The 25,761-nt window shown below is 69.4% G+C and carries 33 protein-coding genes and 1 pseudogene; 5 read left to right on the top strand and 29 right to left on the bottom strand.

What is annotated here, in order from left to right; all coding sequences use genetic code 11:
- Positions 1-91: 91 nt before the first annotated feature.
- The 10 genes from JL475_RS06430 to JL475_RS06385 all read right to left on the bottom strand — a co-directional run bounded on the left by JL475_RS06430 (position 92) and on the right by JL475_RS06385 (position 7,479).
- Entirely contained in the window at positions 92-289 is a 198-nt protein-coding gene (locus tag JL475_RS06430) for a hypothetical protein (RefSeq protein WP_202276283.1), read from the bottom strand.
- A gap of 57 nt (positions 290-346) precedes the next feature.
- Positions 347-820 carry a hypothetical protein gene (locus JL475_RS06425; protein ID WP_202276281.1) on the bottom strand — a complete coding sequence of 158 codons (474 nt, stop codon included), beginning with the start codon at positions 818-820 and terminating at the stop codon, positions 347-349.
- A gap of 338 nt (positions 821-1,158) precedes the next feature.
- Positions 1,159-1,602: a hypothetical protein gene (locus JL475_RS06420; protein ID WP_202276279.1), complete on the bottom strand. Its 444-nt coding sequence runs from the start codon at positions 1,600-1,602 to the stop codon at positions 1,159-1,161.
- A gap of 281 nt (positions 1,603-1,883) precedes the next feature.
- On the bottom strand, positions 1,884-2,372 hold the full coding sequence (locus JL475_RS06415; protein WP_202276277.1) for a hypothetical protein: 489 nt from the start codon (positions 2,370-2,372) through the stop codon (positions 1,884-1,886).
- Between the two features lie 181 nt (positions 2,373-2,553).
- A complete protein-coding gene (locus JL475_RS06410; protein ID WP_202276275.1) occupies positions 2,554-2,922 on the bottom strand; it encodes a hypothetical protein in 369 nt (122 codons plus the stop codon).
- A complete protein-coding gene (locus tag JL475_RS06405; protein WP_202276273.1) occupies positions 2,909-3,502 on the bottom strand; it encodes a hypothetical protein in 594 nt (197 codons plus the stop codon). The genes JL475_RS06410 and JL475_RS06405 overlap by 14 nt, the downstream gene beginning before the upstream one ends.
- The gene (locus tag JL475_RS06400) at positions 3,495-3,818 is read right to left on the bottom strand and encodes a hypothetical protein (RefSeq protein ID WP_202276271.1); all 324 of its coding nucleotides are present in this window, start codon (positions 3,816-3,818) and stop codon (positions 3,495-3,497) included. Before JL475_RS06400 ends, JL475_RS06405 begins: the two co-directional genes overlap by 8 nt.
- The gene (locus tag JL475_RS06395; RefSeq protein WP_202276270.1) at positions 3,815-4,015 is read right to left on the bottom strand and encodes a helix-turn-helix transcriptional regulator; all 201 of its coding nucleotides are present in this window, start codon (positions 4,013-4,015) and stop codon (positions 3,815-3,817) included. Before JL475_RS06395 ends, JL475_RS06400 begins: the two co-directional genes overlap by 4 nt.
- Before the next feature lie 753 nt (positions 4,016-4,768).
- Complete coding sequence (locus tag JL475_RS06390) at positions 4,769-7,090, bottom strand: phage/plasmid primase, P4 family (protein ID WP_202276268.1); 2,322 nt, start codon at positions 7,088-7,090, stop codon at positions 4,769-4,771.
- Between the two features lie 158 nt (positions 7,091-7,248).
- Positions 7,249-7,479 carry a helix-turn-helix domain-containing protein gene (locus JL475_RS06385; protein ID WP_202276266.1) on the bottom strand — a complete coding sequence of 77 codons (231 nt, stop codon included), beginning with the start codon at positions 7,477-7,479 and terminating at the stop codon, positions 7,249-7,251.
- A gap of 733 nt (positions 7,480-8,212) precedes the next feature.
- Here JL475_RS06385 and JL475_RS06380 point away from each other — a divergent pair.
- A complete protein-coding gene (locus JL475_RS06380; RefSeq protein ID WP_202276264.1) occupies positions 8,213-8,410 on the top strand; it encodes a hypothetical protein in 198 nt (65 codons plus the stop codon).
- Positions 8,411-8,454: 44 nt separating this feature from the next.
- On the opposite strand, the gene JL475_RS06375 is transcribed toward JL475_RS06380, so the two are convergent.
- The 3 genes from JL475_RS06375 to JL475_RS06365 form a co-directional block, all read right to left on the bottom strand.
- Positions 8,455-8,691: a hypothetical protein gene (locus JL475_RS06375; protein WP_202276262.1), complete on the bottom strand. Its 237-nt coding sequence runs from the start codon at positions 8,689-8,691 to the stop codon at positions 8,455-8,457.
- A gap of 48 nt (positions 8,692-8,739) precedes the next feature.
- Complete coding sequence (locus tag JL475_RS06370) at positions 8,740-9,360, bottom strand: hypothetical protein (protein ID WP_237406371.1); 621 nt, start codon at positions 9,358-9,360, stop codon at positions 8,740-8,742.
- 257 nt (positions 9,361-9,617) lie between these two features.
- Positions 9,618-9,851, bottom strand: coding sequence for a winged helix-turn-helix domain-containing protein (locus tag JL475_RS06365; protein ID WP_307824983.1), 234 nt, complete (start codon positions 9,849-9,851; stop codon positions 9,618-9,620).
- A gap of 117 nt (positions 9,852-9,968) precedes the next feature.
- Here JL475_RS06365 and JL475_RS06360 point away from each other — a divergent pair, with 117 nt between their 5' ends.
- The 3 genes from JL475_RS06360 (at position 9,969) to JL475_RS06350 (ending at position 11,425) form a co-directional block, all read left to right on the top strand.
- Positions 9,969-10,145, top strand: coding sequence for a hypothetical protein (locus tag JL475_RS06360; protein ID WP_202276258.1), 177 nt, complete (start codon positions 9,969-9,971; stop codon positions 10,143-10,145).
- A gap of 394 nt (positions 10,146-10,539) precedes the next feature.
- Positions 10,540-10,740 (top strand): hypothetical protein, encoded by a 201-nt coding sequence (locus JL475_RS06355; protein WP_202276256.1) that lies wholly within the window; start codon positions 10,540-10,542, stop codon positions 10,738-10,740.
- Between the two features lie 496 nt (positions 10,741-11,236).
- Positions 11,237-11,425, top strand: coding sequence for a hypothetical protein (locus JL475_RS06350; RefSeq protein WP_202276254.1), 189 nt, complete (start codon positions 11,237-11,239; stop codon positions 11,423-11,425).
- A gap of 190 nt (positions 11,426-11,615) precedes the next feature.
- On the opposite strand, the pseudogene dprA reads toward JL475_RS06350, so the two are convergent.
- From dprA to JL475_RS06275, 15 genes and pseudogenes are all read right to left on the bottom strand, one after another.
- Positions 11,616-12,446 (bottom strand): annotated as a pseudogene (gene dprA / locus JL475_RS06345) (DNA-processing protein DprA); the annotation flags it as partial.
- Positions 12,443-14,077: a YifB family Mg chelatase-like AAA ATPase gene (locus JL475_RS06340; protein ID WP_202276243.1), complete on the bottom strand. Its 1,635-nt coding sequence runs from the start codon at positions 14,075-14,077 to the stop codon at positions 12,443-12,445. The pseudogene dprA and the gene JL475_RS06340, both read right to left, overlap by 4 nt.
- A 1-nt stretch (position 14,078) precedes the next feature.
- Positions 14,079-14,480 carry a YraN family protein gene (locus JL475_RS06335; RefSeq protein WP_202276242.1) on the bottom strand — a complete coding sequence of 134 codons (402 nt, stop codon included), beginning with the start codon at positions 14,478-14,480 and terminating at the stop codon, positions 14,079-14,081.
- A gap of 98 nt (positions 14,481-14,578) precedes the next feature.
- Positions 14,579-14,887, bottom strand: coding sequence for a DUF2469 domain-containing protein (locus JL475_RS06330; RefSeq protein WP_003965949.1), 309 nt, complete (start codon positions 14,885-14,887; stop codon positions 14,579-14,581).
- Positions 14,888-14,993: 106 nt separating this feature from the next.
- On the bottom strand, positions 14,994-15,518 hold the full coding sequence (locus JL475_RS06325) for an NUDIX hydrolase (protein WP_202276241.1): 525 nt from the start codon (positions 15,516-15,518) through the stop codon (positions 14,994-14,996).
- Positions 15,508-16,287 carry a signal peptidase I gene (gene lepB, locus JL475_RS06320; RefSeq protein WP_202276240.1) on the bottom strand — a complete coding sequence of 260 codons (780 nt, stop codon included), beginning with the start codon at positions 16,285-16,287 and terminating at the stop codon, positions 15,508-15,510. Before lepB (JL475_RS06320) ends, JL475_RS06325 begins: the two co-directional genes overlap by 11 nt.
- Before the next feature lie 54 nt (positions 16,288-16,341).
- A complete protein-coding gene (gene lepB, locus JL475_RS06315) occupies positions 16,342-17,322 on the bottom strand; it encodes a signal peptidase I (RefSeq protein ID WP_202276239.1) in 981 nt (326 codons plus the stop codon).
- On the bottom strand, positions 17,210-18,304 hold the full coding sequence (gene lepB, locus JL475_RS06310; protein ID WP_202276238.1) for a signal peptidase I: 1,095 nt from the start codon (positions 18,302-18,304) through the stop codon (positions 17,210-17,212). Before lepB (JL475_RS06310) ends, lepB (JL475_RS06315) begins: the two co-directional genes overlap by 113 nt.
- On the bottom strand, positions 18,297-19,037 hold the full coding sequence (lepB, locus tag JL475_RS06305) for a signal peptidase I (protein ID WP_202276237.1): 741 nt from the start codon (positions 19,035-19,037) through the stop codon (positions 18,297-18,299). The genes lepB (JL475_RS06310) and lepB (JL475_RS06305) overlap by 8 nt, the downstream gene beginning before the upstream one ends.
- Before the next feature lie 45 nt (positions 19,038-19,082).
- On the bottom strand, positions 19,083-19,433 hold the full coding sequence (rplS, locus tag JL475_RS06300; RefSeq protein ID WP_109381761.1) for a 50S ribosomal protein L19: 351 nt from the start codon (positions 19,431-19,433) through the stop codon (positions 19,083-19,085).
- A gap of 133 nt (positions 19,434-19,566) precedes the next feature.
- On the bottom strand, positions 19,567-20,400 hold the full coding sequence (trmD, locus tag JL475_RS06295) for a tRNA (guanosine(37)-N1)-methyltransferase TrmD (protein ID WP_202276236.1): 834 nt from the start codon (positions 20,398-20,400) through the stop codon (positions 19,567-19,569).
- A complete protein-coding gene (rimM, locus tag JL475_RS06290; protein ID WP_202276234.1) occupies positions 20,400-20,966 on the bottom strand; it encodes a ribosome maturation factor RimM in 567 nt (188 codons plus the stop codon). Before rimM ends, trmD begins: the two co-directional genes overlap by 1 nt.
- Positions 20,967-21,047: 81 nt before the next feature.
- The gene (locus JL475_RS06285; protein ID WP_202276232.1) at positions 21,048-21,287 is read right to left on the bottom strand and encodes an RNA-binding protein; all 240 of its coding nucleotides are present in this window, start codon (positions 21,285-21,287) and stop codon (positions 21,048-21,050) included.
- Positions 21,288-21,289: 2 nt separating this feature from the next.
- Positions 21,290-21,718, bottom strand: coding sequence for a 30S ribosomal protein S16 (gene rpsP, locus JL475_RS06280; protein WP_202276230.1), 429 nt, complete (start codon positions 21,716-21,718; stop codon positions 21,290-21,292).
- A gap of 341 nt (positions 21,719-22,059) precedes the next feature.
- On the bottom strand, positions 22,060-22,662 hold the full coding sequence (locus JL475_RS06275; protein ID WP_109381756.1) for a hypothetical protein: 603 nt from the start codon (positions 22,660-22,662) through the stop codon (positions 22,060-22,062).
- A gap of 627 nt (positions 22,663-23,289) precedes the next feature.
- Here JL475_RS06275 and JL475_RS06270 point away from each other — a divergent pair.
- Positions 23,290-24,162: a class I SAM-dependent methyltransferase gene (locus JL475_RS06270; RefSeq protein WP_202276228.1), complete on the top strand. Its 873-nt coding sequence runs from the start codon at positions 23,290-23,292 to the stop codon at positions 24,160-24,162.
- Between the two features lie 31 nt (positions 24,163-24,193).
- On the opposite strand, the gene ffh is transcribed toward JL475_RS06270, so the two are convergent.
- Complete coding sequence (ffh, locus tag JL475_RS06265) at positions 24,194-25,744, bottom strand: signal recognition particle protein (protein WP_202276226.1); 1,551 nt, start codon at positions 25,742-25,744, stop codon at positions 24,194-24,196.
- Positions 25,745-25,761 lie beyond the last annotated feature (17 nt).

The raw sequence follows: 25,761 nt of genomic DNA, 5'->3' as shown, positions 1-25,761 counted from the left end.
CGCCGTGTTTTGCTGGTTCACGCTGGGTTTCTCTCTTTCGCTCAGCGCTTCGGCCCGGCCGGGGGTGCCACCCCGGCCGGGCCCGGTCGTGTCAGACGAATTCGTGGGTGACCTCGGTCCAGATCCGGTCGCCGACGATCGGGCAGGTCACGAGCTGGCTGACCCGCAGCGCGTTGCCGTCGGGGTTGGCGTCGACCGCGTCAGCCGCGAGCTTGCGGACGGTGGTCGGGTCGGAGGTCTTGGCCAGCGCCGTGCGGCCCTTGGGCGTGCGCCAGGTGAGCTTGTACATCGGGGCTCCTCTCGGAGCCGGGCGGCCTGAGCCGACCGCCCGGCGTGGGCGGGTCGGTCAGACGGCCTGGAACTTGGTGGTGGTCTTGGTCGCGCCCTTGGCGTCGGTGTAGGTGAAGGTGTCGCCCTCGACGGTCCCGGTGCGCTCCCAGCGGCCGACCTTGGCGGTGACCTGCTTGGGGGCGGTCTTCTTCGCGGCGCGGGCTGCGGCGCGCTCGGCCTTCTCGGCGGCCTTGGTCTCGGCGCGCTTGATCCCGGCGGTGACCATGTGGCCGAACGCGAACTTCGCGGCGTGCGTGGCGGCGTCGGCGCTGCTGGCGATGCCGTCCACGGTCCGGGTGACCTCGGCGCCCTCGGCACCCGCCTTGATCAGGAAGCTCTTCAGCTTGGCGTCGTGCCCGGGAGCGAACAGCCGCTTGGTCTCCGCCGTGCAGCCGGTGGTCCGGCCGTCCTCGGTCGCGAACTGCGAGCAGGTGCAGCGCGTGGGCTCGTCGGCGGCGGTGTTCTTCGCGGCGGTGTTCTTGGCGGCCATTTCCAGTCTCCCTGATTCCGAATTCCCGAATTCCCGGCGGAATTGCCGAGAATTCGATTAAATCAGGGGATTTGCGCAGCGCACAATTCCTGAAATTTGGCCGAAACTAAAAAGGTGCGCGAAATAGGCGTGACCACACCCATTCGCGCACCGCCATTCACGGCAAGTGATGACCGCCTTTTGTCACCACCCGTAACTGTGACTGTGATTGTGACTGGAACTGGAACACCCCCGGCACACCCCCCGTGCCCGGGCACGCCCCCGGCGGGAGGGGGTCTCTGCCACAGTCACAATCACAGTTACAGTTCCAGTTCCAATTACGAGAGGTGATGGCCGGCTCAGGGTCGACTGACCGTGTCGGCAGGGACGCGCTCGCCCGGCTCCAGCCCCCACGCGCTGGCCTCGTCGGCGCGCTGGCCACCCCTGGCCTGCCGGGCCTTGCTGGCGAAGTAAGCCCACTCCCCCGCCGTCCAGCGCACCGCCCGGTAGCCCGCCCAGAGACCTGCGCCGACGACCAGGCCACCGGGCACGGGCCCCAGCTCGTGGACGGCGTACGCCCCGCCGACGGCCACCGAGTTCACGCCCAGGACGGCCCAGGGCACCCACCGCCGAGGACGCCGGACGACCGTGCCAGCGCCCACAGTGGCCGCGCGCGGTCGGCCAGCCTTGGTGAGTCCGGCCCTGCGCTTTGCCTTGGTGTCGTGGGTGTGATTGGCGCCGAAGCTGACGCGTTTTCCGTCGCGCGTCTTGAATTCCGTTCGGAACGCCTTGGCGGTGGCCATTGGTGGTCCCTTCCGGCCACCCGCCGCCCGTGCTTTTCTGGAAGGGCAGCGCCGGTGGCCTCAGTCGGTGGAGGTCATTCGGTCGTGAAGGTGAGCCCCGGAATTCGCTTGGCGGTGAGATCCGGGGCTCACCTGTGTTCGGGTCCGGCGGTCGGGCCGGATCTGGCTTGCTGGGTCGTCATGGTCGGCCCGGATCTCCAGACCCGGAATTCAGATCGGGCCCGACCAGGTCCGGACTCGGCTTGTGCGGTCGGCAAGGTCGAGCCGATCTGATCGGGGGTCTACGACCTCCGGGCACGCTCCACGACCGTGGATCGGCTCAGGGGGCCGGTGATGCTGGTCAGATCGGTGAGCAGCCGCCTGAGATCGGCGTCGTCCCGGCGCTGGATCTTGGCAGCGGCCAGGATGGCCGCCCGGGCCAGCATCAGCCCTGCGCTGGTCCGCTGCGCGTCGGGAAGCTGGGCAGCCTGGAGGCCAGCCGCGTGCTGCCGGATCACCTCGTTGCGGTTGCAGGCGGCCTCAGCCAGATCGACCAGGGCGGCCACGGCGTCGTCGAGCTTGTCGGCCAGGTCGGGCAGCGTGACGCCCTCGGCCGACAGGGCGACCTCGGCGTCCGCCTTGGCCTTCTCCCGCTGGGCCTGCCGCTCGGCCTGGAGCCGGGCGCGCTCGTCGGCGGTCGCCAGCTCGTCGGCCTTGGCCTGGAGCCGGGCGGACTCCTCGTCGGCGAGGGCCTGCCGGGCCCGGGTCATCAGGTCGTCGGTGCTGTTCATGGGGTCCTCATCTCGTGTGTCTGGAGTGGTGCGTGGAATGGGCGGGCTGACGCCTGTTCCAGGTGTCGTTCTGGCTCCGGCCTCCGGCGGCTCTCCCCGGATCTCTCGTGGGCTGGCCGGGCCCGTGGGCCCCGGGCGGGACGGGAGGCCGTCCGGACCCCCGTCCCGTGCCGTCGTGGGCTCAGCCCCGGCTGGCCGGGCGGGTCTCGTCCACCAGCTCGGTGCGGCCGTCTTCCCAGGTCCGGATCACGCCGCCGGTCACCGGGTCGCGCCGGTCGCTGAAGGACTTGGCCGCGTGGGCGGCGTGGCGGTGGTCGGCCCCGATCCCGGCGGCCTTCCGGATCTCGGCCATCTGGGCCTCGGTCACGGCGCCGTCCCCGGCCACGGACTCGCCCCGGATCACGGCGGCGTCCTGGGGTCCGCGCTCGTCCCGGTAACGGAACCGCCCGGCCACCTGTCCGCCGTGCATCTCCGCCCGCAGGTCCTCCACGCTCGGGCCGTCCGGCGTCATCGGACCCTGCACGACCTCGCCGAAATTACGGTTGCTCATTGTTGCCATCCAATCCAAGTGCTTTTCGGTGAAGCCTTGTCGCTTCGGGACTGCCGAGGGGAATTCCGTGTTCGGTCTCGAAAGCCTGACGCGCCGCCTGCATGTCCTCGCGAAGGCCCAACAGGAAGTCCTTGGTCTCCTCCAAGGCGTCTTCCTGGGTGACCTCGGGAGTCATGCGCTGAACGGCCTGGGTGAGATCCGAAATGGCCTTGCTGGCAAACGCGTAATCACGGTGCGTCCGGGCGGTGCGCAGCAGCATTCGAGCCACGGCCACGTCCTCTTGCAGACCCTCGGCAATTCCGGCCTGCGCCACCTTCAGGTCATGAATTCGGGCCTTCAGGGGACGTTCCATCCGGGCCCGGTCAAAGGTGATGCCGTTCGCCTTGGCGATGCGCGAAACGGTGGCGGTCGAGATACCGGTACGTCGGGCAATCTCGTTACGTGCCAAACCCTGCTGCGCCAGCACGACGACCATTTCCGCGCGAGGTTGTACCGGTACTCCGCCGCCGTCCTGGCCTTGACCCTCGGCGGGAGTGGCCACCTCGTTGCCGATCCCTTCCGGTTCCTCGAACTTAGCCACGCTGGGGCTCCCAGTCCGTAACCCAGTTGGCCACCGCTGCCACGGCGTCGAGCTGCGCCGACGTGGTCGCCTGGTCGTTCAGCTCCTTGAGCTGAAGCAGCGCCACGAGCTTGGCCACCTCCAGCGGGTCGCCCTTGATCACGTCGATCACGTTCGGGTCCGCCACGTGCGTGCCGTCGGCGTTCTTCAGGAGCGCCGTTACGCCCTCGTCGCCCAGCTCGAAGATCCGCACGCCCTGGGTCCGGAGCTGTCCGCTCGCGTCGCGTGTTATCGCGACCCACCCGTCATCCGCGAATTGGAATTTCGGCTGCTTCATTTTGACACCTCCCCCACGAGTTCGATGAGCGGCTTTCCGGTCGCCTCCGCGATCTTCTTGAGGCTGTCGAGATTCGGCCGGTGAACCCCGGCTTCCCAGCGATTCACCATGAAGCGCGACGTCCCTACCGCTCCGGCGAATTCCTCTTGCGTCATTCCCCGGGCACGCCGAAGCTCCCGGATGCTCGCTCCGTCCATAGAAAAAGTCCAGCACGTGCGGCCCACCGCACGGTAGACCAATTGCTTTCAATGCAAGATTGCGCGACCGGCAATTACCCGATGGACAGGCCACCCGCGCCGCTGCTTTTCTGGCGGTGGTGTTCGCCATGGCGGGCGCGGGAAGTCTTGGGTCCACCACTTCCCGCCGCTCTCGGTGGACCGCCCGAGGGAACGTGAGCCCCAGCCGACGCATTGGTCGGCTGGGGCTCACGTGTGTTGGCGGCAAGGTGCTCGCCGGCCTTCACCGGACGCTGGGGCTCTCCGGGGCCACCCGCCGCCGCGCCCCTGGTGTCGTCCTGGCGTCCGGCGGTACTCCGGACGGCCTCTGGGGGCCCGGCGGGCACCGAGTACCGGCCCCGCCCTCTCGCGCCCTCCCGGATACCGTCCTGGGCCTCGGCCCTCCTGACCCGCCAAACACCGGGCCACTCGGCTGCTCCGGTCCGCAGCGGCCACCCGCCGTGCCAGGTGTGCCATACGTGCCATATGGCGTGCGCACCGTGGTCTCGTCGCCCCGGAGAGCGCGCCCCCTCGTAAGAACCGAGTACGTTGCACGAGATATGGCACATATGGCACGCAGGGCCCTGCACCCCCTCTGGCCTGCGGCGCTTTCCTCTCGCGCAAGCTCTCGTCATATGGCACGTCATATGGCACGCCCGGGTCACACATATGGCACGCGGCTGCGAGGTCGGCGCAGGGGTGGCCGCGTGCCATATGTGGCGTGCCAGATGACGGCTACTCGATCAGCGAGATCCCGGTGAAGTAGTGAACCGTCGGCTTGTTCCGGGGCCGCTCACGGCGGCTGCTGATGGAGTTCTCGGCGGCAACCAGTTGCTTGCCGAAGGTGGAGATGCTGCCCGGCATGAATCCGCGTGCCTCGCACCACGACTTCCAGACCTCGAAGAGGTGGCTCTTGGGCACCTCCAGGTCACTGCCGAGACGGCACCAGTCCTCCATGAACGCCTTGATCGGTGAGGTGGACTCCTGGAGCAGCGCGCGAGCGTCGCCGGAGGCCTCGGGCTCAAGGAAGTACCCGCGCTTCGTCAGCCGGTCGAGCCCATCGAGAGCCCAACGCAGGATGGCCGGGATCTCCTGCAACAGCCGACCCTTCAGGCCGGTGTCCTCCTGACCCAGGAACGACTTGGTCATGGTGAGGATGACGAACCGGCCAGCGATGGCCCCGGAGCTGTCGGCGAACGCCGGAAGCTCGTTGGACTGGAGGACCAGCCGAGCCGGGATACGCCCGATCCACTGGTCACGGTTCTTGCGGTCCACGGTCAGGATGCCCTCACCGATCACGGACAGCAGACGCTCAAGGATGACCTCGCGGTCACGCTTGGGAGAGCGGGCGTCGTCGATGATGGCCAGGGTCTTGTTGAGCATCGGCTGAAGACCGAAGTTCGTGGCCAGACTCGACAGGGTCGGACCGGCAACGTTCTGCTTGCCGACGAGCGCTTCAAGCACGGTCGCGATGGTGCCCTTGCCGGACCGGGTGGGGCCGACCATCATCAACGCCTTCTGAAGGTCGGTCTGGCCCGAGAGCACGTAACCAAACCACTCTTGCAGCGTCTCGACGGACTGCGCGTCGTCCGGCCAGACCGAGTGCAGGAACTTCAACCACTCGCCCGGCGCGGCGTCGGCGTCGCTGTAGTCGTACGGCAGCGAGGTGGTGTTGAAGAAGGCCGGAGTGGGGGCCACCAGCTCTCGGGTGCGGATGTCCAACAGCCCGTTCTGAAAGGCGACCATCCGGCCGGACGGCCGGGCGTCGAGCCAGGTTCCGGAGTCGGTCTCTTCGTCCAGAAGCGTGATGTTCTTGATCGCGCTTACGACGTTGTTGACGCTGGCGTTGTTGGGGTCCCAGTCCTTCAGCAACGGCTTGTCGTCGTTCTCGCCCTTGTCGAGGAACTTGGCGTCCTCAAGGCGGTCCTGGATCTTGCTGCTGACCCACTGGCTTTCGACGTCGCGCCAGTGCGCGCCGGTCCAGGACATCCAGGAGCCGCGCCAGCGGTGCAGCGTGCAGGAACCTTGGACGGTCCAGATCTGATCGAGGCAAAGCCGGGCAACCTTCACCGGCTTGAACGGAGAAGGCACGAGGTCGAGTCCTCCTGTGGTCTCGTTGGTCATCTTGCGGCCCTCCCGGCTGTCCTGGTGCCTGCGCCAGACGCTGTTGGCGGTCTTCCGAAACGCGGTCGGGTGGTGCGGGCGGTCCGACACCTGATCGGCCTCTTCGAGCCGGGCCAAGTAGGTGCCCCGGTCGCCCTCGTGCAGCCGAGCGAGATGCCCGGCAACCTTGGTCAACCAGGTGTTGTTGCGTCCGGGGTGCTCGGGCGGAAGCGCCAGCAGCTCCTCAAGGCTCGCCGTGGACTTGCCGCCGGTCGTCGCCGACCCATGCGCCGGTCGGTGGTCGGCCTCCCGAAGCGCCTCCACCCAGTCAGCCGGAAGCCAAGGCATCTCGTCGGGTGCCGGAACGCGGACCGCCTCCGCGCCCTCCGGGTCGTACCAGGCGTACTGCGTCCACTCGCCGGACTCGTCGCCGGGCGCGACCGAGGGCCACACCATCGCGTACCGGTGACCGTGTTGGACGATCTCAACGTCCTCCACCGGCTGGCCGTCGAACTTGATGCCCTTGGGCACCCGGAACCACCGGATACGCGCCGGTCCGTCCGGGTCGCGGCGGGTGCTCGACCAGGTGGCCGGAAGGGGGCTCAGGCCCTCGCGTTCCGCCATCGCACGGAGGTTGTCGGCACCGCGCTTCTCCTTGCCGTCCTTCTCGTACTGGTCGATGTCGATGCCGATCAGGCCGTCGGGCACGCGGAGCGCAATGTTCGCCGCCTTGTACTCGCCGAGCCACGCCGCGCACTGCGCGTCGGTCGGGAACTTGCCCTGTTCGCCCGTGAAGCCGGACGGCGGATAGGTCTTCCTCTTGTACGGGATCGGCAATGTGCCCAGCCATCCGGCCGAGCGGTACAGCCCGTACGCCTGATACGGGTTGGTGGCCGTGTCGGCTCCCACTTGCCCCGGTACCAAATCCCGTGTTTCGATCGTGGTGTTGGTCATTGCAGTTCCTCTCTGAAGCCCCCGGTTGGTTTGGTCGCCGCTACCGGGGGCTCAGTGCTGTTTGGGGTGGGGTTACTTCGGCTGCTGCTTGCCGAAGAGGAGACGGAGGAGCCGCTTGCGCTCGGACTCCGTCATGGGGCGCGCGTCCTTGATGTCCATCACGCCGACACCAACTCGCGGTCGTCGGCGGCCTTGATGAAGGCGTCCATCGGGGCGTTGAGGGCACGCGCAATCGCGGCCAGCGTGCCGACCGAGAGGCCGTATCGGCCACGCTCGTACTGGCTGACCGTGGTCACGTCCCGGCCGACCATGTCGGCGAGCTTCTGCTGTGTCACACCGCGCTCACGCCTGATCCGGCGCAGCGCGTCAGGGTCGAACTCGAAAGCCATGAGGGTTCCCGTCGTCGGCGTTGCGTGGATGCCGAACACGGCGGGGAACTTGGGGCCGCACCGCCGAAGCGGGGCCCTGACCGGGGGCTGTGCCGCCCGGCTGGTACCCAGTGGAGCACGCAGGTCGGGCCTCTCGCAATTTGCGGTTGACGCAAGTCGCCGGGGGCTCGCTGACCCTCTCCGCGGCTGTCACGAGACGTGATCGCCAAGCACGGGAGGTTATGGCCGGCGAGCACCTGGGGTCTCAACATGATGCCCGGTCGTCCGGCAGCGTGGCCTGCGGGCACGGGCATGCGCCGTCCCGGCCTCCCGTGGGGTCTCCGGCGGCCTCTCGTACCCGCCCGGGGCGTCCGGCCGTCCCCGCCAGCACGAAGCCCTCGGAGATACCGTCCCGGGCCTACGGCTGTTCAACCATCAACTTCTGTCGTTTCAGGTAGAGTTGGGCGCCTAAGCGCGAACCGGGTTCCGACGTCCCCGGTCAAGCCGACGAGAGCACGGGGCCCACGGGGTTGGGCTAGGGCTGAATCGCGTAGGAAGGTGACAGGCTCCTCTGGAGGCATTCCAGAGGTTGCGACGAGCGCGTCCTAAATCGGAGAACAGCCACAGCGCCCTGGCAAGGCACCGAGAGCCCGAACGTCGGTACGGCCTCAGTCAAGATCACACGTATGTCACGTGGTGGTCGGACTGAGCGCTACGTGCCGAAGGTCCGATCCACCGGAAAGGTAATCGGACCGTGAATCTCTCGTTCGGCGTCAAGATGCTGATCTTCCTGAGCTGCTTCCTGTTCTCCGTCATAGTCGCCATCGTGGCGGGCCTCATCATGCACAAGCCGAACACCCCCAAGGGACCGGCGTTCCTGTACGGCGGTTGCGCCTTCGGTGCCACTCTGCCGCTGTGCCTGGGGGTACTGACGTCGCTCGGCGTGCTGTGAACGCGCAGGGGCCCCGGAGGTCGGCTCTCCGGGGCTCCGATGCGCTAAGGAGACAGCCGGAACAGGCGAGGCACCCCCGGACCGAACAGCACGCCGTGCGGGGCGACGGTGGTCTCGACCCAAAACATGCCGGGGTTGGCCTTCAGGAAGTCCTCAAGGGCCTGCGACTGATTGGTGTCCGTGTCGCCGTGACTGGACGGCCAGAACTCCTTGTTGCCGTCGAGCCGCACGACCCGCTGCCACTCGTCCCCGACCCACGCCTCAATGTGTAAGGGCTGCATGGCGTACAGGCTCCCCCGGTGCGGGCGTATGGGAAACACCGCCGGGCGTCAGCCGGTCGAACCGCCCGGCTCGATCTCCCTCGCCCGATCCCCGGGAAGCAGCCGGTCGACCATCATCTCGGGCTTGGCCTCCATGCCCAGTGCCTTCATCGCGGCGGCCGAGTTGAGACGGTCCTTCGCCTCCGGATCTTCAACGCGGTCGATGAAGGACGTGGCGACCTCAAGCTTGTGGTCGATGTCGATCTTCTTCTCGTTGTCCTCGGCGGCCTTGGTGAGGTTGGCCATCGTGCGCTTCGAGTGCACGGCCAAGGCACCACCGCCGACCGTGATCAGCGCACCGGTGAGAGCAGTCACGTACGGCAGATAACTGATGTCAGGATTTCCGGCGTGCACCAGCGCCAGCACGGCACCGGCAAGGATCACCAGCGCTCCGCCGGTCATGAACCACACACTCAGCCGGAAGGTCCACTCGGCCTGCTTGAGCGTGTGGTTCAGGAAGTCGAAGTGGAACTTCTGGCGCTGCTCGGCAAGAGGGCTGCTCTGGGTGTGGGTGTCCCCGATCTGGACACCATGACTTTGATCAATGAAGACGTTCTGGATCTGGTCGACCCGTTCAACCCTCTGCTCAACACGAGGACGTTCAGCGGCATGGTTGAGGCCGGCCATCATCGCCTCGCCAACCGTACGGGCTAGTTGCGCCCCAACGATTGCCCCGAGGTTAGGGAGATTCGGTGTCACCCGAGGGAGGTAACTCGAAGGCCGTGGGGCCTTCTTCTCGGGCTCCCCGCCCTCATCCGTTGTCCCTGTCATCGATCCCCGCCCCGTTCACACCAAGTGGCACTCCGTCAACACTTTCAGAGTAGCGCCGGGAACCGACAACACCGGGCACACGGAAGTCGCACTCGGCAGGAGTTCTCGGAACGCCTCTACTCCGAGTCGGCGACGAAGGTGCCGAGACCCAGCTCGGTGCGCACTTGGCCGGTGTCGCGCAGGTGCGCGAGGGCCTTCTGAGCGGTGCTGGCCGCGATCTCGAACTCGGCACTCAGCTCGACGATGCCCGGCACGCGGCTGCCCGGCGGATAGGTCCCGTCGACGATCCGCTTACTGATGATCTCGGCCACCTGCCGCCACACCGGGCGGGAACGATCAAGGTCACTCACGTAGCGAACGTATGACCACGCGGTAACCCGCGCTACCGCAGTCTTATGCGACATCGCGATCTCACGGTAAGATGCGATACCGCGATACCTGCTGGTCAGGACGACGAGGGGGCCACCATGACCGGACTAAGCATTCGGGTGTACAAGTACGACGCCGCCACCAAGGAGATGCGCGAGGTCAGCGCGCGGGAGTGGTCGGTCGATGCTCTGCCGAACCGACCGCTGCTCGACACGCGGTGGCCGCTCTGCCGGTGCTACCGCTGCCGAGGCAATGGCACCCCCGACCGGCGCTGACCTCCTACTGACCCAGCATCAGCCCCACCCCAACTCGATCGGGGTGGGGCTTAGTTGTTCTTGTACACGGTGCTTACCGGGCCGGGATGCGCTAAAATGGGAGTGTTCAGGGGACGCAATGGCTCCTGACTCATACCAGGCATTCGACGCAACGTCGGGCCCGGGAAACGCGCCTGTTGGAGCTTGCAGCCCCTTAGGGGTTGGACGCATGCCAGCCGTGAAGACAGGGGCCGACGTTTCAACCTGCTGACTAGAGACACTTGGGCTTCTAGCCCACCCCGAGAGCACCTTCGCGCTTTGTGCGTCCGCGCAGGTGTCTCGGTCCGAACCGTAGGGTTCGGATCGAGGCCGCCTGCGCACCCGATCCGACCCATGACAGGGAGGGTAAGGATCGGTGGACGGCACCGCCATCATCATCATTCTCGCCATCGCTGGCGTGGCCTCAGTGCTGCTCTTCGCACTCAAGGGGCTGCTGGACCAGGTCCCGGACGTGATCGAGTCCGCCAGCAAGGCACGTGACGCGTGGGACAGCTTCAAAAAGCCCCCCGCTGTGCCCCCGGCGCAGCAGGACCAGGAGCCGCCTGCCGCCACGTAGGTTGCCCCGCAGCCCCACCTCACCGAGGTGGGGCTGCCGCATTTCAGCAGGCCAACGCCCAAATTCCTTGTGACGGGGCATAGTTCGCGGGTATTGCGCTATCCTCGTGAGCGTGCCCTGAGTGGAGCTGCGAACTCTCTTCGGGCATTAGGCAAGATCATTTATGTCACCTCTGTGACGGTCATCCCTGCTTGCAGGGAGTTCCAGAGGGTGAGTGGTCCGTCAGGGCTGGCTACGTGTGATTTTTTGCACGGGTTCTAAACACCAGCTCATCCGACGTCGGGCTACCGCGACTGCGTGATTCTTGTCCTTGCACGGAACTGTATTGATCAACGGCCGGGCGACCCTGCTCGGCTACTGAGATCTCGGCGATACGTCGGACGCAGGGCTTCTCAGTTCGAGCCACGCTTTTTGTGGCCGAGCTGACGAGTGCCCTGCGCATGAGCCCCCGCTCGGTCACCTGACCTAGGAAGGTACCGAGACGTTGGACGGGGCCATGACGCTCGCCATCCTCGCCGTCTTCGGCGTTCTGTCGATCTTGCTCTACGCCCTCAAGGGCTTCATTGATCAGCTCCCCGAATTGTTCGCGTCGATCCGGCGTGCCTGGGAGGCGTGGCAGGAACTGAAGCGCGCCCGGAGGGAGGCAGCCCAGCGGGAGGGATCGCAGTCCCACCCGTCCGCATAGGTCGTCGCGGGCTTCCGTGGGGTCTCGGAGCGCACGAGACCCCACCCCCGGGCGCCGGAGCCCGGCGGGCACACGAGAGGCCACGGGAGATACCGCCCGTGGCCTCGTGCTCTGTGACCGGGTGACGCTACGCCGCAACGGCCAGCCGGAACCGGATCGGAGCCAGAGCGGCACCCCCGGAAAGAGGTGTGGGCACCCCCATCGTGTGGCGTCCCAGGCGCCGGGCCGCCCTGGCGGTCACCAGGGAGCCGCTGCGGTGGGCGGCCTCGACGACCACGGTGCCCCGGGTGAGCGCGGCGATGACCCGGTTGCGGAGGATGAACCTGCTCGGCGTCGGGTGATCACCGGGCGGCAGCTCGCCGACCACCAGCCCCTGTTCCGCGATCCTGGTGATCAGTCCGGTGTGTCCGCGCGGGTAGGGCCGGTCGACTCCGCAGGCGAGTACGGCGACGGTGGCGCCGCCCGAGCCGAGCGCACCCCGGTGAGCGGCGCCGTCGACACCGTAGGCGCCGCCGGAGACCACGACCCAGCCGCGTTCGGCGAGTTCGGCGGAGAGGGTGGCGGCCATGTGGGCGCCGTACTCGGTGCAGGCGCGGGCACCGACGACGGCGACCGAGCGCAGCGCCCACATCCGCAGGTCGGCGGGGCCGCGCACCCACAGCCCGAGGGGCCGGCCGTCCCCCAGGTCGTCGAGCTGCCGGGGCCACTCGGCCGTCCCGGGACACACGAACCGCGCCCCGGCGTCCCGCGCGACGGTGAGATCCCGGCCCGGTTCGACCCGCTCGGCCCGTGCCAGCAGTCCGGCCCACCGTCGGCCGCTCACCCCCGGCAGCGGCTCGGCTCCGTCCCGCAGCCGTGACACCACCTCCCGCGCGCCCAGTTCCCGCACCCACCGCCCACCGGTCTCGTCGCCGGGTTCGAGGACACGGGTGAGGAAGATCCGGGCGAGGAACTCGTCACCGCGGCCGTCGGCCGGTTCACGGCCGGACCGCCCGCCCGCGGGCTCGTCGGCGCGGTTCATGCCAGCGCTCCGATGGCCATGGGCACGCCACGGGGTACGCCGGTGCGCAGTTGCAGCGCGAGGGCGACGTCCGTGGCGTCGGGCCGGTCGTGACCGACCAGGTCGGCGACGGTCCAGGCGACCCGCAGCACCCGGTCGAGTCCGCGGGCGCTGAGCACACCGCGCTCCAGACTCCGCTCGGCGTCCTCCATCGCACCGGGCGCCGCGTGCCAGCGGCGGCGCAGCTCCCGTCCGGGGATGTCGCCGTTGGTGCGCCACGGAGTGCCGGTGAGCCGCGCGGCAGCACGTTCACGAGCCGCGCGCACCCGGTCGGCGACCGTGGCGGTGGATTCACCGCGGGCTCCGTCGGCGGTCAGTTCGACGCGTGTGACGCGCTCGGCCTCGACCCGCAGGTCGACCCGGTCGAGCAGCGGGCCGGACAGCCGGGCCTGGTAGCGGCGGATCAACGAGGGCGGGCACTCGCACAGGGCGTCCTTCGGCGAGAAGCGGCCGCAGGGACAGGGGTTGGCGGCGAGTACCATCAGGAACCTCGCCGGGAAGCACACCACGCCGGAACTGCGCGCGATGACCACGTGCCCGGCCTCCAGCGGCTGACGCAGGGCGTCCAGGGCACGTCCGCCGAACTCGGGGGTCTCGTCCAGGAAGAGCACACCCCGGTGCGCGAGGGACACCGCTCCGGGCCGGGCGACTCCGGGGCCGCCGCCGACGAGCGCCTGCATCGTGGCCGAATGGTGCGGAGCGCAGTAGGGGGCGGTGTCGATCAGGGGCTTGCCCGGGGGCAGCAGACCGGCCACCGAGTGCACCGCCGTGACCTCCAGCGACTCCTGCCGGTCGAGCGGGGGCAGGAGCGAGGGCAGCCGCTCCGCGAGCATCGTCTTGCCCGCGCCGGGCGGTCCTTCGAGGAACAGGTGGTGCCCGCCGGCCGCCGCCACCTCCACCCCGGTCCGCGCCGGAAGCTGGCCGACGACGTCGGCGAGATCGGCAAGGTCGCAGCCGGGGTCGTAGTGGGCCGCGCCGGCGCTGTGCATGCCGGTGGCCGCGCCGGTGCCGGGGACCCGCAGCCCGGCCAGGAGCGGATCGGGCCGCCCCTGGCCGCCTGGTTCCTCCTCGGGCACGGGTTCGTCGGTGAGGAGGGCGATCAGCTGGCGCAGGCTGCGGACGCCCAGTACCGACACACCCGGCACCAGCGAGGCCTCGGCGGCGGCGCACTCGGGCACCACCACCTGCTCGTACCCCGCGTCGGCCGCCGCGATGACCGCGGGCAGCGTGCCCCGGACCGGTCGCACTCTGCCGTCCAGTCCCAGCTCACCGATCATCACGAGGTCGGCGAGCACCCGCGGATCGATCCGCTCGGCGGCACCCAGGACGGCACTGGCGACGGCCAGGTCGAAGCCGCTGCCGGCCTTCGGCACCGATGCCGGGCTGAGTCCCACGGTGAGCTTCTTCTGCGGCCACTCCGCACCGGAGTTGACCACGGCGGCCCTGACCCGGTCCCGGCTCTCCGTCAGGCTCTTGTCCGGCAGCCCCACCAGGGTGAACGCCGCCACTCCCGGTTCCAGGTCGGCCTGGACCTCCACGACCACGCCCTCGACGCCCACCAGCGCCACCGAGCAGGTACGGGCGAACCCCATCTCAGGCCACCCCCCGGACGTGCTCGACCCGGGGCGCGCCCCGCTCCGGCAGCAGGACGCCGATCAGGTCGATGCGGACACCGCCGGGCGGCGCTCCCCCGTGTGCCTGGAGCCAGCGCTGCGCCAGGTCCCGCAGGCGGCTCGCCTTGGCGGGGTCGACGGCCGCCATGGGGTGCTGGAAGGACGCGGCCCTGCGGGTCTTCACCTCGCAGACGACGAGGACGTCTCCGTCCCTGGCCACGATGTCGATCTCGCCGGTTCTACCACAGCGCCAGTTGCGCTCCAGGACCGTCATTCCGGCCTGCGCCAGCCGCCGCGCGGCCAGCGCCTCGCCGTACCTGCCGAGTGCGCTGCGTGCCTGCTGGGTGTACATGTCGGCACCACCTCCGGCGCCAACCGTCACGCAGTCGGCCGCCCGAAGTGGATCTTGGTGGACAACCCGGCGATTGTGGACAACTCCGTCACTCGCCGGGAGCTTCTGTCACCTACCCAGAGCTCCTGTCACCCGCCGGGGAGCTCCAGATCACTCTTGTTGAGCTCCTCAATGTTCACGTCCTTGAACGTGAGGACGCGCACCTGTTTCACGAACCTGGCCGGCCGGTACATGTCCCAGACCCAGGCATCCGCCATGGACACCTCGAAGAACACCTCGCCCTGGACCGAGTGCACCTGCATCTCGTAGTCGTTGGTCAGATAGAAGCGGCGCTCGGTCTCGATCACGTATTTGAACAGACCGACGACGTCGCGGTACTCCCGGTAGAGCTTGAGCTCCATCTCGGTCTCGTACTTCTCGAGGTCCTCGGCGCTCATGGCATGTTCCCCTTCACCCGTGCGATCCCACCATTGTGCGCCAGTCCCGGGGGCCTCCGTTCCCTGAAGCCGGTCCGCCCTGCCGGACAGCTCCCGGGACCTTTCGCTAGACGATCTCGGTGTCGAGGGTCACGGGTCCGGCCGGAGGGCCCTCCTCGAGCAGCGTGCGCAGCAGTTCGGCGAGTCTGGTCGGGTACACCGTCTCATGCGCCCGCGCCAGTTCCGGGCACGTCCACCAGCGCGCTCCGGCGACACTGCGCCGCTCCAGTTCGGTCAGCGCCGTGGCTTTGGTGACCGTCCGGGTGGTACGGGCGAGGTAGTACCACTCGTCCTGGTCCCAGCGGCGGCCCGCGAACGGGAAGGAGCACCGTCTCCGCCACAGCACGGGCCCCAGCTCCACCTCGGTGATGCCCGTCTCCTCCGCGAGCTCCCGCAGCGCGGCCTGCTCCCGGGTCTCGTCGCCCTCCACGCCGCCGCCGGGTGTGAACCACCAGTCGTCGGCCGGGTCGTCCGGTTCATGGCCGTGCAGCAGCAGGATGCGGTCCCGCGGGTCGAGCAGCACCACGCGGGCGACCCTGCGCAGCCCGCAGTCGTAGGAGTCCTCGGCCGGGCGGGCCGGCTCAGCGGCCACCGGACGCCCCCACGCCCGCCTTCCGCGCCCGAGGGGCTCCGGCCCGCTCGGCGAGGGGGCCGTACGCGGCGCCGCCGAAGATGAGTACCGCGCCGGCGATCACCAGGGCGACGATCGTCCGCAGCGGCCCCGGCGAAGAGAGGGCGCCGAGCTCCTCGAAGCCGGTGGGGGCCTTCAGCATGCCCTCCATCGGCCAGACCACGGCGTCGACGCGGGCCTGGACGGCTTTGCGGGAGACGGTGCCGTTCGCGGCGTCGGCGAGATGGGCGGTGGAGTCCACGGAACCGGCGCGCTCGTCACCGAGCAGGAACAGCCGGCCCTCCGGCACGGTCACCTCCGGGAAGCCGCTGAACCCGGCCACCTCGTCCTCGGAGAGATACGGTTCGTCGATCTTCGTACCGTTGACCTTCAGCCGACCGTCCTCGCAGCAGGAGACGGTGTCCCCGCCGACGGCGACCACCCGCTTGAGGACCGGTACGTTCGCCCAGTTCGTGTCCTCGAAGACCACCACGTCACCGCGGCGGACGTCACCGCTGCCGATGCGCTGGGCCAGCACCCGGTCACCGGCGCCGATCGCCGGCGCCATCGAGGTGGTGGGCACGGTGTACGGCCGGTACACGACCGCTCCCCAGGCGAACCCGCCGAGGAAGAGCACCATGCCCAGTGCCACGGCCAGTGAGGACAGTCGCTGCCCGGTCCGGCCGCCCGCCGGACCCCGGCCCGCACCGCCGCCCCGCGAAGCCGTACGCGTCGTGCTCCGACCAGTCATGGACGGCACCCTACCCGGCGGTACCGAACCGGGTCAGCCCCTCCTCGGCGGCGCTCAGCGCTCGCCGCCGCCCCCGAGCCTGCGCCGCCAGAGCACCAGCGGCACGGCGCCCACCAGCGCGAGCCCCTGGGGCTCCACCGACAGGGCCGCCCCGGCCGACGCCTCGTTGTTCAGCGCGGGCTGGTCGAAGGTGTCCGGGACCTCGAGGTAGTCCCAGCGGTTGACCGGCCAGCCGATGACGACGGCACGGCCGACGACCTCCTGCACCGGGACCATGCCGTGGTTCTTGTCGGCCTGGTTGTACCGGGAGTCCCGGGAGTTCTGCCGGTGGTCGCCCATGACCCAGATGTGGCCCTCGGGCACCTCGACCCTGAACTGGCCGCCCTGGTCGTCCTGGCTGCACGGTGTGTTGCCCGGGTAGACGTACGACGCCTCGTTCAGGGCGACGCCGTTGACCGTCAGCGGCCCGGTGCCCTTGCACTCGACGACGTCCCCGCCGACCCCGACGACCCGCTTGATCAGGTCCTTCTCCTCCGAGGACGGCATCAGACCGATCCAGCTGAGGACCTTCTGCAGCGCGTTGGCCTCCGGTGTCGGCTCACCCGCCAGCCAGTTGTCGGGGTCGTGGAAGACCACGACCTCGCCGCGCTCGGGCTCGGAACCGAACCAGGGGGTGAGCTTGTCGACCAGGACGCGGTCACCCTGCTGGAGGGTGTTCTGCATCGAGTCCGACGGAATCGAGAACGCCTGCAGCAGGAACGTCTTGATCAGCAGCGCCAGCACCAGCGCGATGCCGACCAGGATGGGCAGTTCCTTCCAGAAGGAGCGTGGCTTCTTCTCCTGACGGGGCGGCTCGCCCGACCCCTGGTCCCCGGTCCTCGTCCGGTCGTCCCTCACGCTTCCCTCCTCGACCGCCGGGGAGTCATTCCCGAAGGTCGCGGCGCTGTCCTCGGCCGGGACGTCCGGGCCCGCGGACCGATCGCGGTGCTCCTCGCCGTCGGCTCCGGATCGTGCGCCAACCGCCACATCCCCCACGCCAGCTCCTCACTCTGTGCCGCCGCCTGCCCCATGCGCGGCGCAGGCCCACCACTCCCATAACGAGCGGGAGTTCCGCAGGGCTCGGGAGCTGAACCATTCCGTTCGAATGGTCCTGGGCAACCCTATGCGACAGCGGGGCGGCAGCGGTCGACCCGCGTGTCGGGTCCGCCACGGACGCATAGGTTTCGGGCTCGTCCAGAGTGTTCCAGTGAGCGAACGGCCAGGCGATGACCATGGCCCGGCCCACCACCTCCTCCTCGGAGACGGTGCCGCCGTAGTCGGTGTCCTGGTGGGAACGGGAGTCGGCGGAGTTGGACCGGTGGTCGCCCATCACCCACAGGCGCCCCTCGGGCACGGTGACCTCGAACGGCGTCGTGGACGGGGCGTTGCCCGGGTAGAGGTAGTCGCCCTCCTCCAGGGGTACGCCGTTGACGGTGACCCGGCCCTGTGTGTCACAGCACTTGACCTGGTCGCCGCCGACTCCGACGACCCGCTTGATGAGGTCCTTCTCGTTCTCCGACGGCAGCAACCCGATGAAGGTGAGCCCGTCCTTGACCTGCTTGACGCCGACCGGGTCGTCCCTCGTGGGAGTGGTCTGCTCGTCCTCCAGCCAGCCGCCGGGGTCCTTGAACACGACGACGTCCCCGCGCTGCGGCTTGGAGCCGAACCACGGGGTGAGCTTGTCGACCAGGACGCGGTCGCCGACCTGGATCGTCTGCTCCATGGAGCCGGACGGGATGACGAAAGCCTGGACGAGGAACGTCTTCAGCACCAGCGCGATCACGACGGCGACCCCGATCAGGAGCGGTATCTCCTTGACCGCGCTCTGCCTACGCCGCCGCTTGACCTTCCGTTGGAGCTTGCGCCGGTCGGCCCGGCTCCGCCCGTCGGCCGCGCTGACCGTGCGGCGCACACCGGTGGGCAGCAGGTTCTCCGCGGCGCTCACCGGGCCGCCGCGGGGTTTGCCGCGGTTACCCATGGGCCCCCTCCCCCGGGTGCGCCGCGTTCGTCCCCGGTGCCGGCACGCGCGCGTAGGCGTCGGGGCGGTGCAGCCGGGTGGTGCGGTCGAAGGGCGAGACGATCCAGTCGGCGCGGCCGATCACCGCGCTCACCGGGATCATGCCGCCGCCGGGCGATCCGAGGCGGTCGCGGGAGTCGCTGGAGTCGCCGCGGTGATCGCCGAGGACGAACAGGCGCCCCTCGGGCACGACGACGTCGAAGGGTACGGTGGACGCGCTCTCGCCGGGGAACAGGAAGCCCGACTCGTCGACCGACCGGCCGTTCACCCGGATCCTCCCCTCCCTGTCGCAGCAGACCACGTGGTCCCCGCCCACACCGACAACGCGCTTGATGTAGTCGGTGTCCCCGAAATACCCGGTGCCGTCGAACACAACCACGTCGCCGCGTTGCGGCCCGGCTCCGAAACGGTATGCCGCCTTCAGTACGAGAACGCGGTCCCCGGCCCTCAACGAGGGCTCCATCGATCCGCTGGGGATCTGGAACGGCCGTGCCACGAACGTGCTGAGCGCCAGCAGGAGCAGCAGCACCGACAGCAGGGTCGCGGTGATCCACCCTCCGGGGAGCCCGTCCACGAGACGCGGCACCAACGAGGAGCGCGACCGTTCCTCCCGACCCGGGGCCTCCGAGGTCTCCTCGGATCCGGCCGGGCGGGAGGAGCGGTCGCGCTCCGTCGGCTGTGCTTCGGTGTCCATCGAGGCCAGATGTTATCCGGCCTCGGGCTCACCTCGGAAAAGCGCTCAGTTCTCGCGCTTCTCCTTGATCTTCGCCGCCTTGCCGCGCAGGTCACGCAGGTAGTACAGCTTCGCGCGACGGACGTCACCCTTGGTGACGAGCTCGATCTTCTCCACGATCGGGGTGTGCACCGGGAAGGTGCGCTCGACGCCGACGGAGAAGGAGACCTTGCGGACCGTGAAGGTCTCGCGCACGCCGGCACCCTGGCGGCGGATCACCACGCCCTTGAACTGCTGCACACGAGTGCGGTTGCCCTCGATGACGCGCACGTGGACGTTGACGGTGTCACCGGGACGGAAGGCCGGGACGTCGCTGCGCAGCGACGCGGAGTCGACGGAGTCGAGCAGGTGAGACATTTCGTCTGCTTTCTTCGCTGATGCCGCAGGTCATCAACGGCAACTAGGGGTTCGGATCTCGGGTGTGCGGTGCGGGGCGGGCGTCGTGTCCCCCTGCGGCAGGGGCGCACGCCGGACGGCGCACAACAGCGGCCTATTCTTCCACGCCGCCGGTCCTGCGCCAAAATCGGCCGTGGGCCTCCCCCTCCGGGTCCGGTTCCCAGCCCAGGATGGAGAGCATTTCGCGGTCCTTCTTGTCGAAGGCCTTCGGATCGCAGCGTTCGATGAGGTCGGGCCGGTGCTCGGTGGTGCGCCTGAGCGCCTCGTCGCGCCGCCAGCGGGCGATCTTCCCGTGGTGCCCGCTGAGCAGCACCTCGGGAATCCCCCGGCCCCGCCAGACGGGCGGCTTGGTGTGGACGGGCCCTTCCAGGAGGCTCGCCATCGCGCCCGGGGCGAAGGAGTCGTCCCGGTGGGACTCGGCGTTGCCCAGGACGCCGGGCAGCAGCCGGGCCACGGCCTCGGTGACCACGAGGACGGCCGCCTCTCCGCCGGCCAGGACGTAGTCGCCGATGGACACCTCGTGGACGGGCATACGGGTCGCGTACTCGTCGACGACGCGCCGGTCGATGCCCTCGTAACGGGCCGGGGTGAAGATCAGCCAGGGGCACTCGGAGAGCTGGACGGCGAGTTCCTGGGTGAAGGGGAGGCCGCTGGGGGTGGGGACGACCAGGACGGGCGCGTGCGAGCCGGCCTCGTAGCCGTCCGCCAGGACCTCGTCGAGCGCCTCGCCCCACGGTTCGGTCTTCATGACCATGCCGGGGCCGCCGCCGTACGGGGTGTCGTCGACGGTGTTGTGTCGGTCGTGGGCCCACGAGCGGAGGTCGTGCACCTGGACGTTCAGCTGTCCCCGCGCGCGCGCCTTGCCCACGAGGGAGACGTTCAGCGGTTCGAGGTACTCGGGGAAGATGGTGACGACGTCGAGCCGCATCACGCCTCGTCCCGCGAGGAAGCACCGTGTCCGTCAGCGACTTCGTCGCGGGCGGTCCGGTCGTCGATCAGGCCCGGCGGCGGGTCGATGACCGCGCGCTGCTCCTCGAGGTCGATCCCGGTGACGATCTGCTCCACGAACGGCACGAACACCTCGCTGCCGTCGGGGCGTTCCACCACGAACAGGTCCTGCGTCGGCAGGTGGGAGATCTCAGTGATCCGGCCGACGTGCTGCCCGTCCTCGGTGACGACGTCCAGGTCGATCAGCTGGTGGTCGTAGTACTCGTCCTCGTCCTCGGGCCGCTCGTTCGGGTCGACCTCGGCGATGAGCAGGGTGTTGCGCAGCGCCTCGGCGCCGGTGCGGTCGCGGACACCCTCGAAACGCAGCAGGAGGCGACCGCTGTGCACCCGGCCGGTCTCGATGGTGAGCGGACCGGCGGTGGCGGGATCGGTGGCCAGGACGGCACCGGGCCCGAGCCTCAGCTCCGGCTCATCGGTGCGGACCTCCACGGTCACCTCGCCCTTGATCCCGTGGGCGCGGCCGATGCGAGCGACTACCAGCTGCACTGTGCTTGATCTCCTGTCGTACGACGACGGGCCGGGGACGGCCCTGAGGCCCTCCCCGGCCCGAGCCGGTTGCGCTGAGCGTCAGCGGACGTGGTCCACGTCGACGAGGTCGACACGGACACCGCGGCCGCCGATGGCGCCCACGACGGTCCGCAGGGAGCGTGCGGTGCGGCCGTTGCGGCCGATCACCTTGCCGAGGTCGTCCGGGTGGACCCGGACCTCGAGCACCCGCCCGCGGCGCAGGTCGCGTGAGGCGACCCGCACATCGTCAGGATGGTCGACGATGCCCTTCACGAGGTGCTCGAGAGCCTCCTCGAGCATGCTCAGGCCTCGGTCGACGCAGACGAGGAGGACTCAGCGGCGGCCTCGTCCTTCTTCTCGGCCTTCTTCTTCTGGGTGATCGCCTCACCCTTGCCCTCGTCCTCGCCGCCGAGCGCGTCGAACGACGGGCGCCCGGCCTTCTCGGCCTGCTGCAGCAGCGGGGCCGGGGCGGGCTCGCCCTTGAACTTCTGCCAGTCGCCGGTCTTCTTGAGGATGGCGAGCACGGGCTCGGTCGGCTGAGCGCCGACGCCGAGCCAGTACGCCACGCGCTCACCGTCGACCTCGATCACCGACGGGTTGTACGTCGGGTGGTACTTGCCGATCTCCTCGATGGCCCGGCCGTCACGGCGGGTACGGGAGTCGGCGACGATGATGCGGTAGTGAGGCGAACGGATCTTGCCCAGACGCTTCAGCTTGATCTTGACTGCCACGGGAGTGAGTTCTCCTGGTTTTGACGTGGTTGGGCACGGCGGGACGGCCGCGTGGGGTTGCGGTACCCGATTGCCCGATGGACGCGTCAGCCGGAGGCGAGAGGGTTCCTGTGCGACTGTCGAGTACAGCTAGTCATTGTGCCACACGTCGCGGGGCACCCGGGACCGCGGGCCCGCACGCGGGCAGCCCTCGGCCCCGCCCGGCACGACGCGGTGGCGCCGTCGTGCCGGGCGGGGCCGCCCTGCGGCACGACCGGCCCCGAGGCGGTGTGCGGAACGGCACCGCACTCCTTCGGAGCCCGTCCCCATGCGTCCGGCACCCACGAGATGCCGGGTCGCTGTCAGCTCGCCGCCGAGGCCACCGTCTCAGGGATCCTGAACGGCTTGCCGCAGCCGCCGCAGACGATGGGGGCCTGGGCCAGCACCGACGGGACGACGCGCACATTGCGACCGCAGTCGCAGACGGCCTTGACGCGCACACCACCGCCGGACGAACCGTGCCGTGCCGCCGGACCCCGGAAGCTGCGGGCGGTGTCACCCGCGGTCGCGGCGGAATGTGCCTTCAGGGCGCGCTGGAGACGCTCCGTCGTCGGGCGGTAGCGGCGCTTCGCCTCCGGGGTGAGTGCGACCAGCGAGAAGCCGCTGCTGGGATGCGGCTCGTCGGGATGGTCCAGGCCCAGCTCCTCGGCGATCGCGAGGAAACGGCGGTTGTGGTAGCGGCCGGCGCGGGAGGTGTCGCGTACGCCGCGCGCGGCGGCGACGCCGTGGACTGCCTCATGCAGCAGTCGCTCGAAGGAGAGTTCGTGACCGCACGCGGACGACGACTCCCCGATCAGGGACTCGGGCGCGGCAAGATCGGGCAGCTCGGGGTGGTACCGCTGGATATCGGCCCACGCCTGCGCCAGTTCTGCGGCGAGTACAGGTGGTGTCTGTGTCGTGCTCACGTAATGACAACGAGCCGGGGTGCCTCTGTGTTCCGATTCCGGGGCATCCCAAATAATTTGCCCTTACCCGTCAGTACCCGCTCATGCGTCCCGACGATGGGCGGGTGCGCTGATCTGCGGAGAAGCCTCGCAGCTCACCTCAAGGTGGTGCGTAGGCCGACGTACGCCGTCCCCCGTCCCGGCGCGTACGCGGGGCCCGCGCGCCGGTGCGTCTGCGATCCACGGGTACGCAAGGGGCGTTTCGGCCGCTCTCTCGCGGCGGAGCACCCCGGTCCGGTGGACGACTGCCATGACGCCCGGTGGACGAGCGTCACGACCGCGACGTTACCGGGTCCGCCGACGGCGCCCGGCACCGGCCCGGCCCTTATGGGGGACGCGACCGGACACGACCGGACACGACCTCGATCAGGGGTTTGCGGACCTTGGCCGGAACCGGCTCATCGCCCCGCGATTGCCGGAATGTGAATTCTTGCCCCTGGCACGAGCGACTCCCAAGCCGCCGTCCCGTTCCACTGGACGCCGGGTCGGGGGCGGAGTTTCCTGGCATACGGGGGAGTGCGAGCGCACTGCACGGGGGGCACGTAATCGGGCACGGCGGCAACTCTCGGCTGATTGGGGCGCTTACCTATGACACCTACGCCCGTGGGGCAGCACCTTCCTCGTACGGGACACGGTCCTACGGAGCACGGTCCTCGCGTGGACCGGCGGTCACGCGCGCGTGACTGGTCCGAGATACAGGAGAGGATGCTCGTACCGCTCTACGAGGCCGTCTACGAGCGGCTGGACGTGGGGCCCGCGACACGGCTGCTCGGCCTCGGCTGCGGTGCGGGGCTCGCCTTGCTGATGGCGGCCTCCCGGGGCGCCGCGGTCACCGGTGTCGACACCTCGTCCGACCGGCTGGCCCACGCGCGCGAACGGCTGCTGCCCGCCGGGCGGAACCCACGCGTGCGCGGGCACGCGGACGCCCGGATCGTGGACGGCTCCCCCGGGGCGGTCCGAGCGGACCCCGCCGGGTACACCGTGGTGACCGCTTTCGAACCGATCGGATGCCTCGCGGGCGACGCGGAAGACCTGGGAGGACTGCTCGCCGAGGCGACGCCGCTCGCCGGACGCGGAGCGGCCGTGGTCCTCACCGGCTGGGGCCCGGCGGAACGCTGCGCCACGGCGTCCGTGCTCCGGGTGGCCACCAGGCTGGCGGAGCCGGTGCGCGGCACGGGCAACTGGCGCCCCGCGCACCGCGACGACCTGGAGCAGGTCGCCCGGCGCGCGGGCCTTCGGCCGGACGGTTCGGGAAGGGTGGCCTGCCCCTTCGGATACGCCGACGTGGACAGCGCCGTACGGGGACTGCTCTCGACGGGACTGTTCGACCCGGCGATCGCCACGACGGACCAGGTGCAGGTGAACAAGGAACTGGCCGAGGCACTGCACCCGTACCAGCGGCAGGACGGCACCGTGTGGATGCCGAACGTGTTCCGGTACCTGATCGCACGGACACCCTGACGTCGGCCCGGGGCCGCCGGCCCCGGGCTTCTCAGCCCATGAACTTCTTGAACTCGTCGGGCAGCTCGAAGTCCTGGCCGCCCTGCTGCGGCAGCCCGAAGGCGTTGCCGCCCTCCGCGGCCGCCGCGCGGCGCGCGGCCTCCTCCTGCTCCTGCTGCTTGCGCTTCATCGGGTTGCCGGAGCGCTGCTTGCCCTTGGCCTGCTTCTGCTTCTTCCTCTGCCGGCCGGGGCCGCCGCCCATGCCCGGCATCCCGGGCATCCCCGGCATGCCGCCGCCCTGGGCCATGCGGGACATCATCTTGCGGGCCTCGAAGAACCGCTCCACAAGGGACTTCACGGCGCTGACCTCGACACCGGCGCCCTTGGCGATACGGGCGCGGCGGGAGCCGTTGATGATGGTCGCGTCCTGGCGCTCGGCCGGGGTCATCGACTTGATGATCGCGGCGGTGCGGTCGACGTCCCGCTCGTCCAGGTTGTTGATCTGGTCCTTGATCTGCCCCATGCCGGGCAGCATGCCGAGCAGCTTGGAGATGCTGCCCATTTTCCTGACCTGCTCCATCTGGGCCAGGAAGTCGTCCAGGGTGAAGTCCTGGCCCTTCTTCGACGCCAGCTTGGAGGCCATCTGGGCGGCCTCTTCCTGGCTGAAGGTCTTCTCCGCCTGCTCGATCAGGGTGAGCAGGTCACCCATGTCGAGGATGCGGGAGGCCATCCGGTCCGGGTGGAAGGCGTCGAAGTCGTCGAGCTTCTCACCGTTCGACGCGAACATGATCGGCTTGCCGGTGACCTGACGGATCGACAGCGCCGCACCACCGCGGGCGTCACCGTCGAGCTTGGAGAGCACCACGCCGTCGAAGCCGACGCCGTCGCGGAAGGCCTCGGCGGTGTTGACCGCGTCCTGACCGATCATGGCGTCGACGACGAAAAGGATCTCGTCGGGCCGGACGGCGTCGCGGATGTCCGCGGCCTGCTGCATCATCTCCTGGTCGATGCCCAGGCGGCCGGCGGTGTCCACGATCACGATGTCGTGGACCTTGGTCTTCGCGAACTCGATGGAGTCCTTGGAGACCTTCACCGGGTCGCCCACGCCGTTGCCCGGCTCGGGCGCGTAGACCGCCACACCCGCGCGCTCGGCGACGACGCTCAGCTGGTTGACCGCGTTCGGGCGCTGGAGGTCGGCGGCGACCAGCACCGGGGAGTGCCCCTGGTCCTTGAGCCACTTGCCGAGCTTGCCCGCGAGCGTGGTCTTGCCGGCACCCTGCAGACCGGCCAGCATGATCACGGTCGGCGGCTGCTTGGCGAAGCGCAGCCGGCGGGTCTCGCCGCCGAGGATGGTGATCAGTTCGTCATTGACGATCTTGATGATCTGCTGCGCCGGGTTGAGCGCCTTGGAGACCTCGGCGCCGAGCGCGCGCTCCTTGACGTTCTTGATGAACGTGCGGACGACCGGCAGGGCCACGTCCGCTTCCAGCAGGGCGATGCGGATCTCACGCGCCGTGGCGTCGATGTCCGCTTCGCTCAGCCGGCCTTTTCCGCGGAGGTTTTTGAAGGTCGCGCTGAGGCGGTCGGAGAGAGTATCGAACACGGCGGCGTCGGTCCTCG

Source organism: Streptomyces sp. M2CJ-2, assembly GCF_016757295.1.
In the GTDB taxonomy this organism is placed as follows: domain Bacteria; phylum Actinomycetota; class Actinomycetes; order Streptomycetales; family Streptomycetaceae; genus Streptomyces.
The sequence above is the reverse complement of the archived record's forward strand: the minus strand, read 5'-3'. Positions and strand labels throughout refer to the sequence as shown.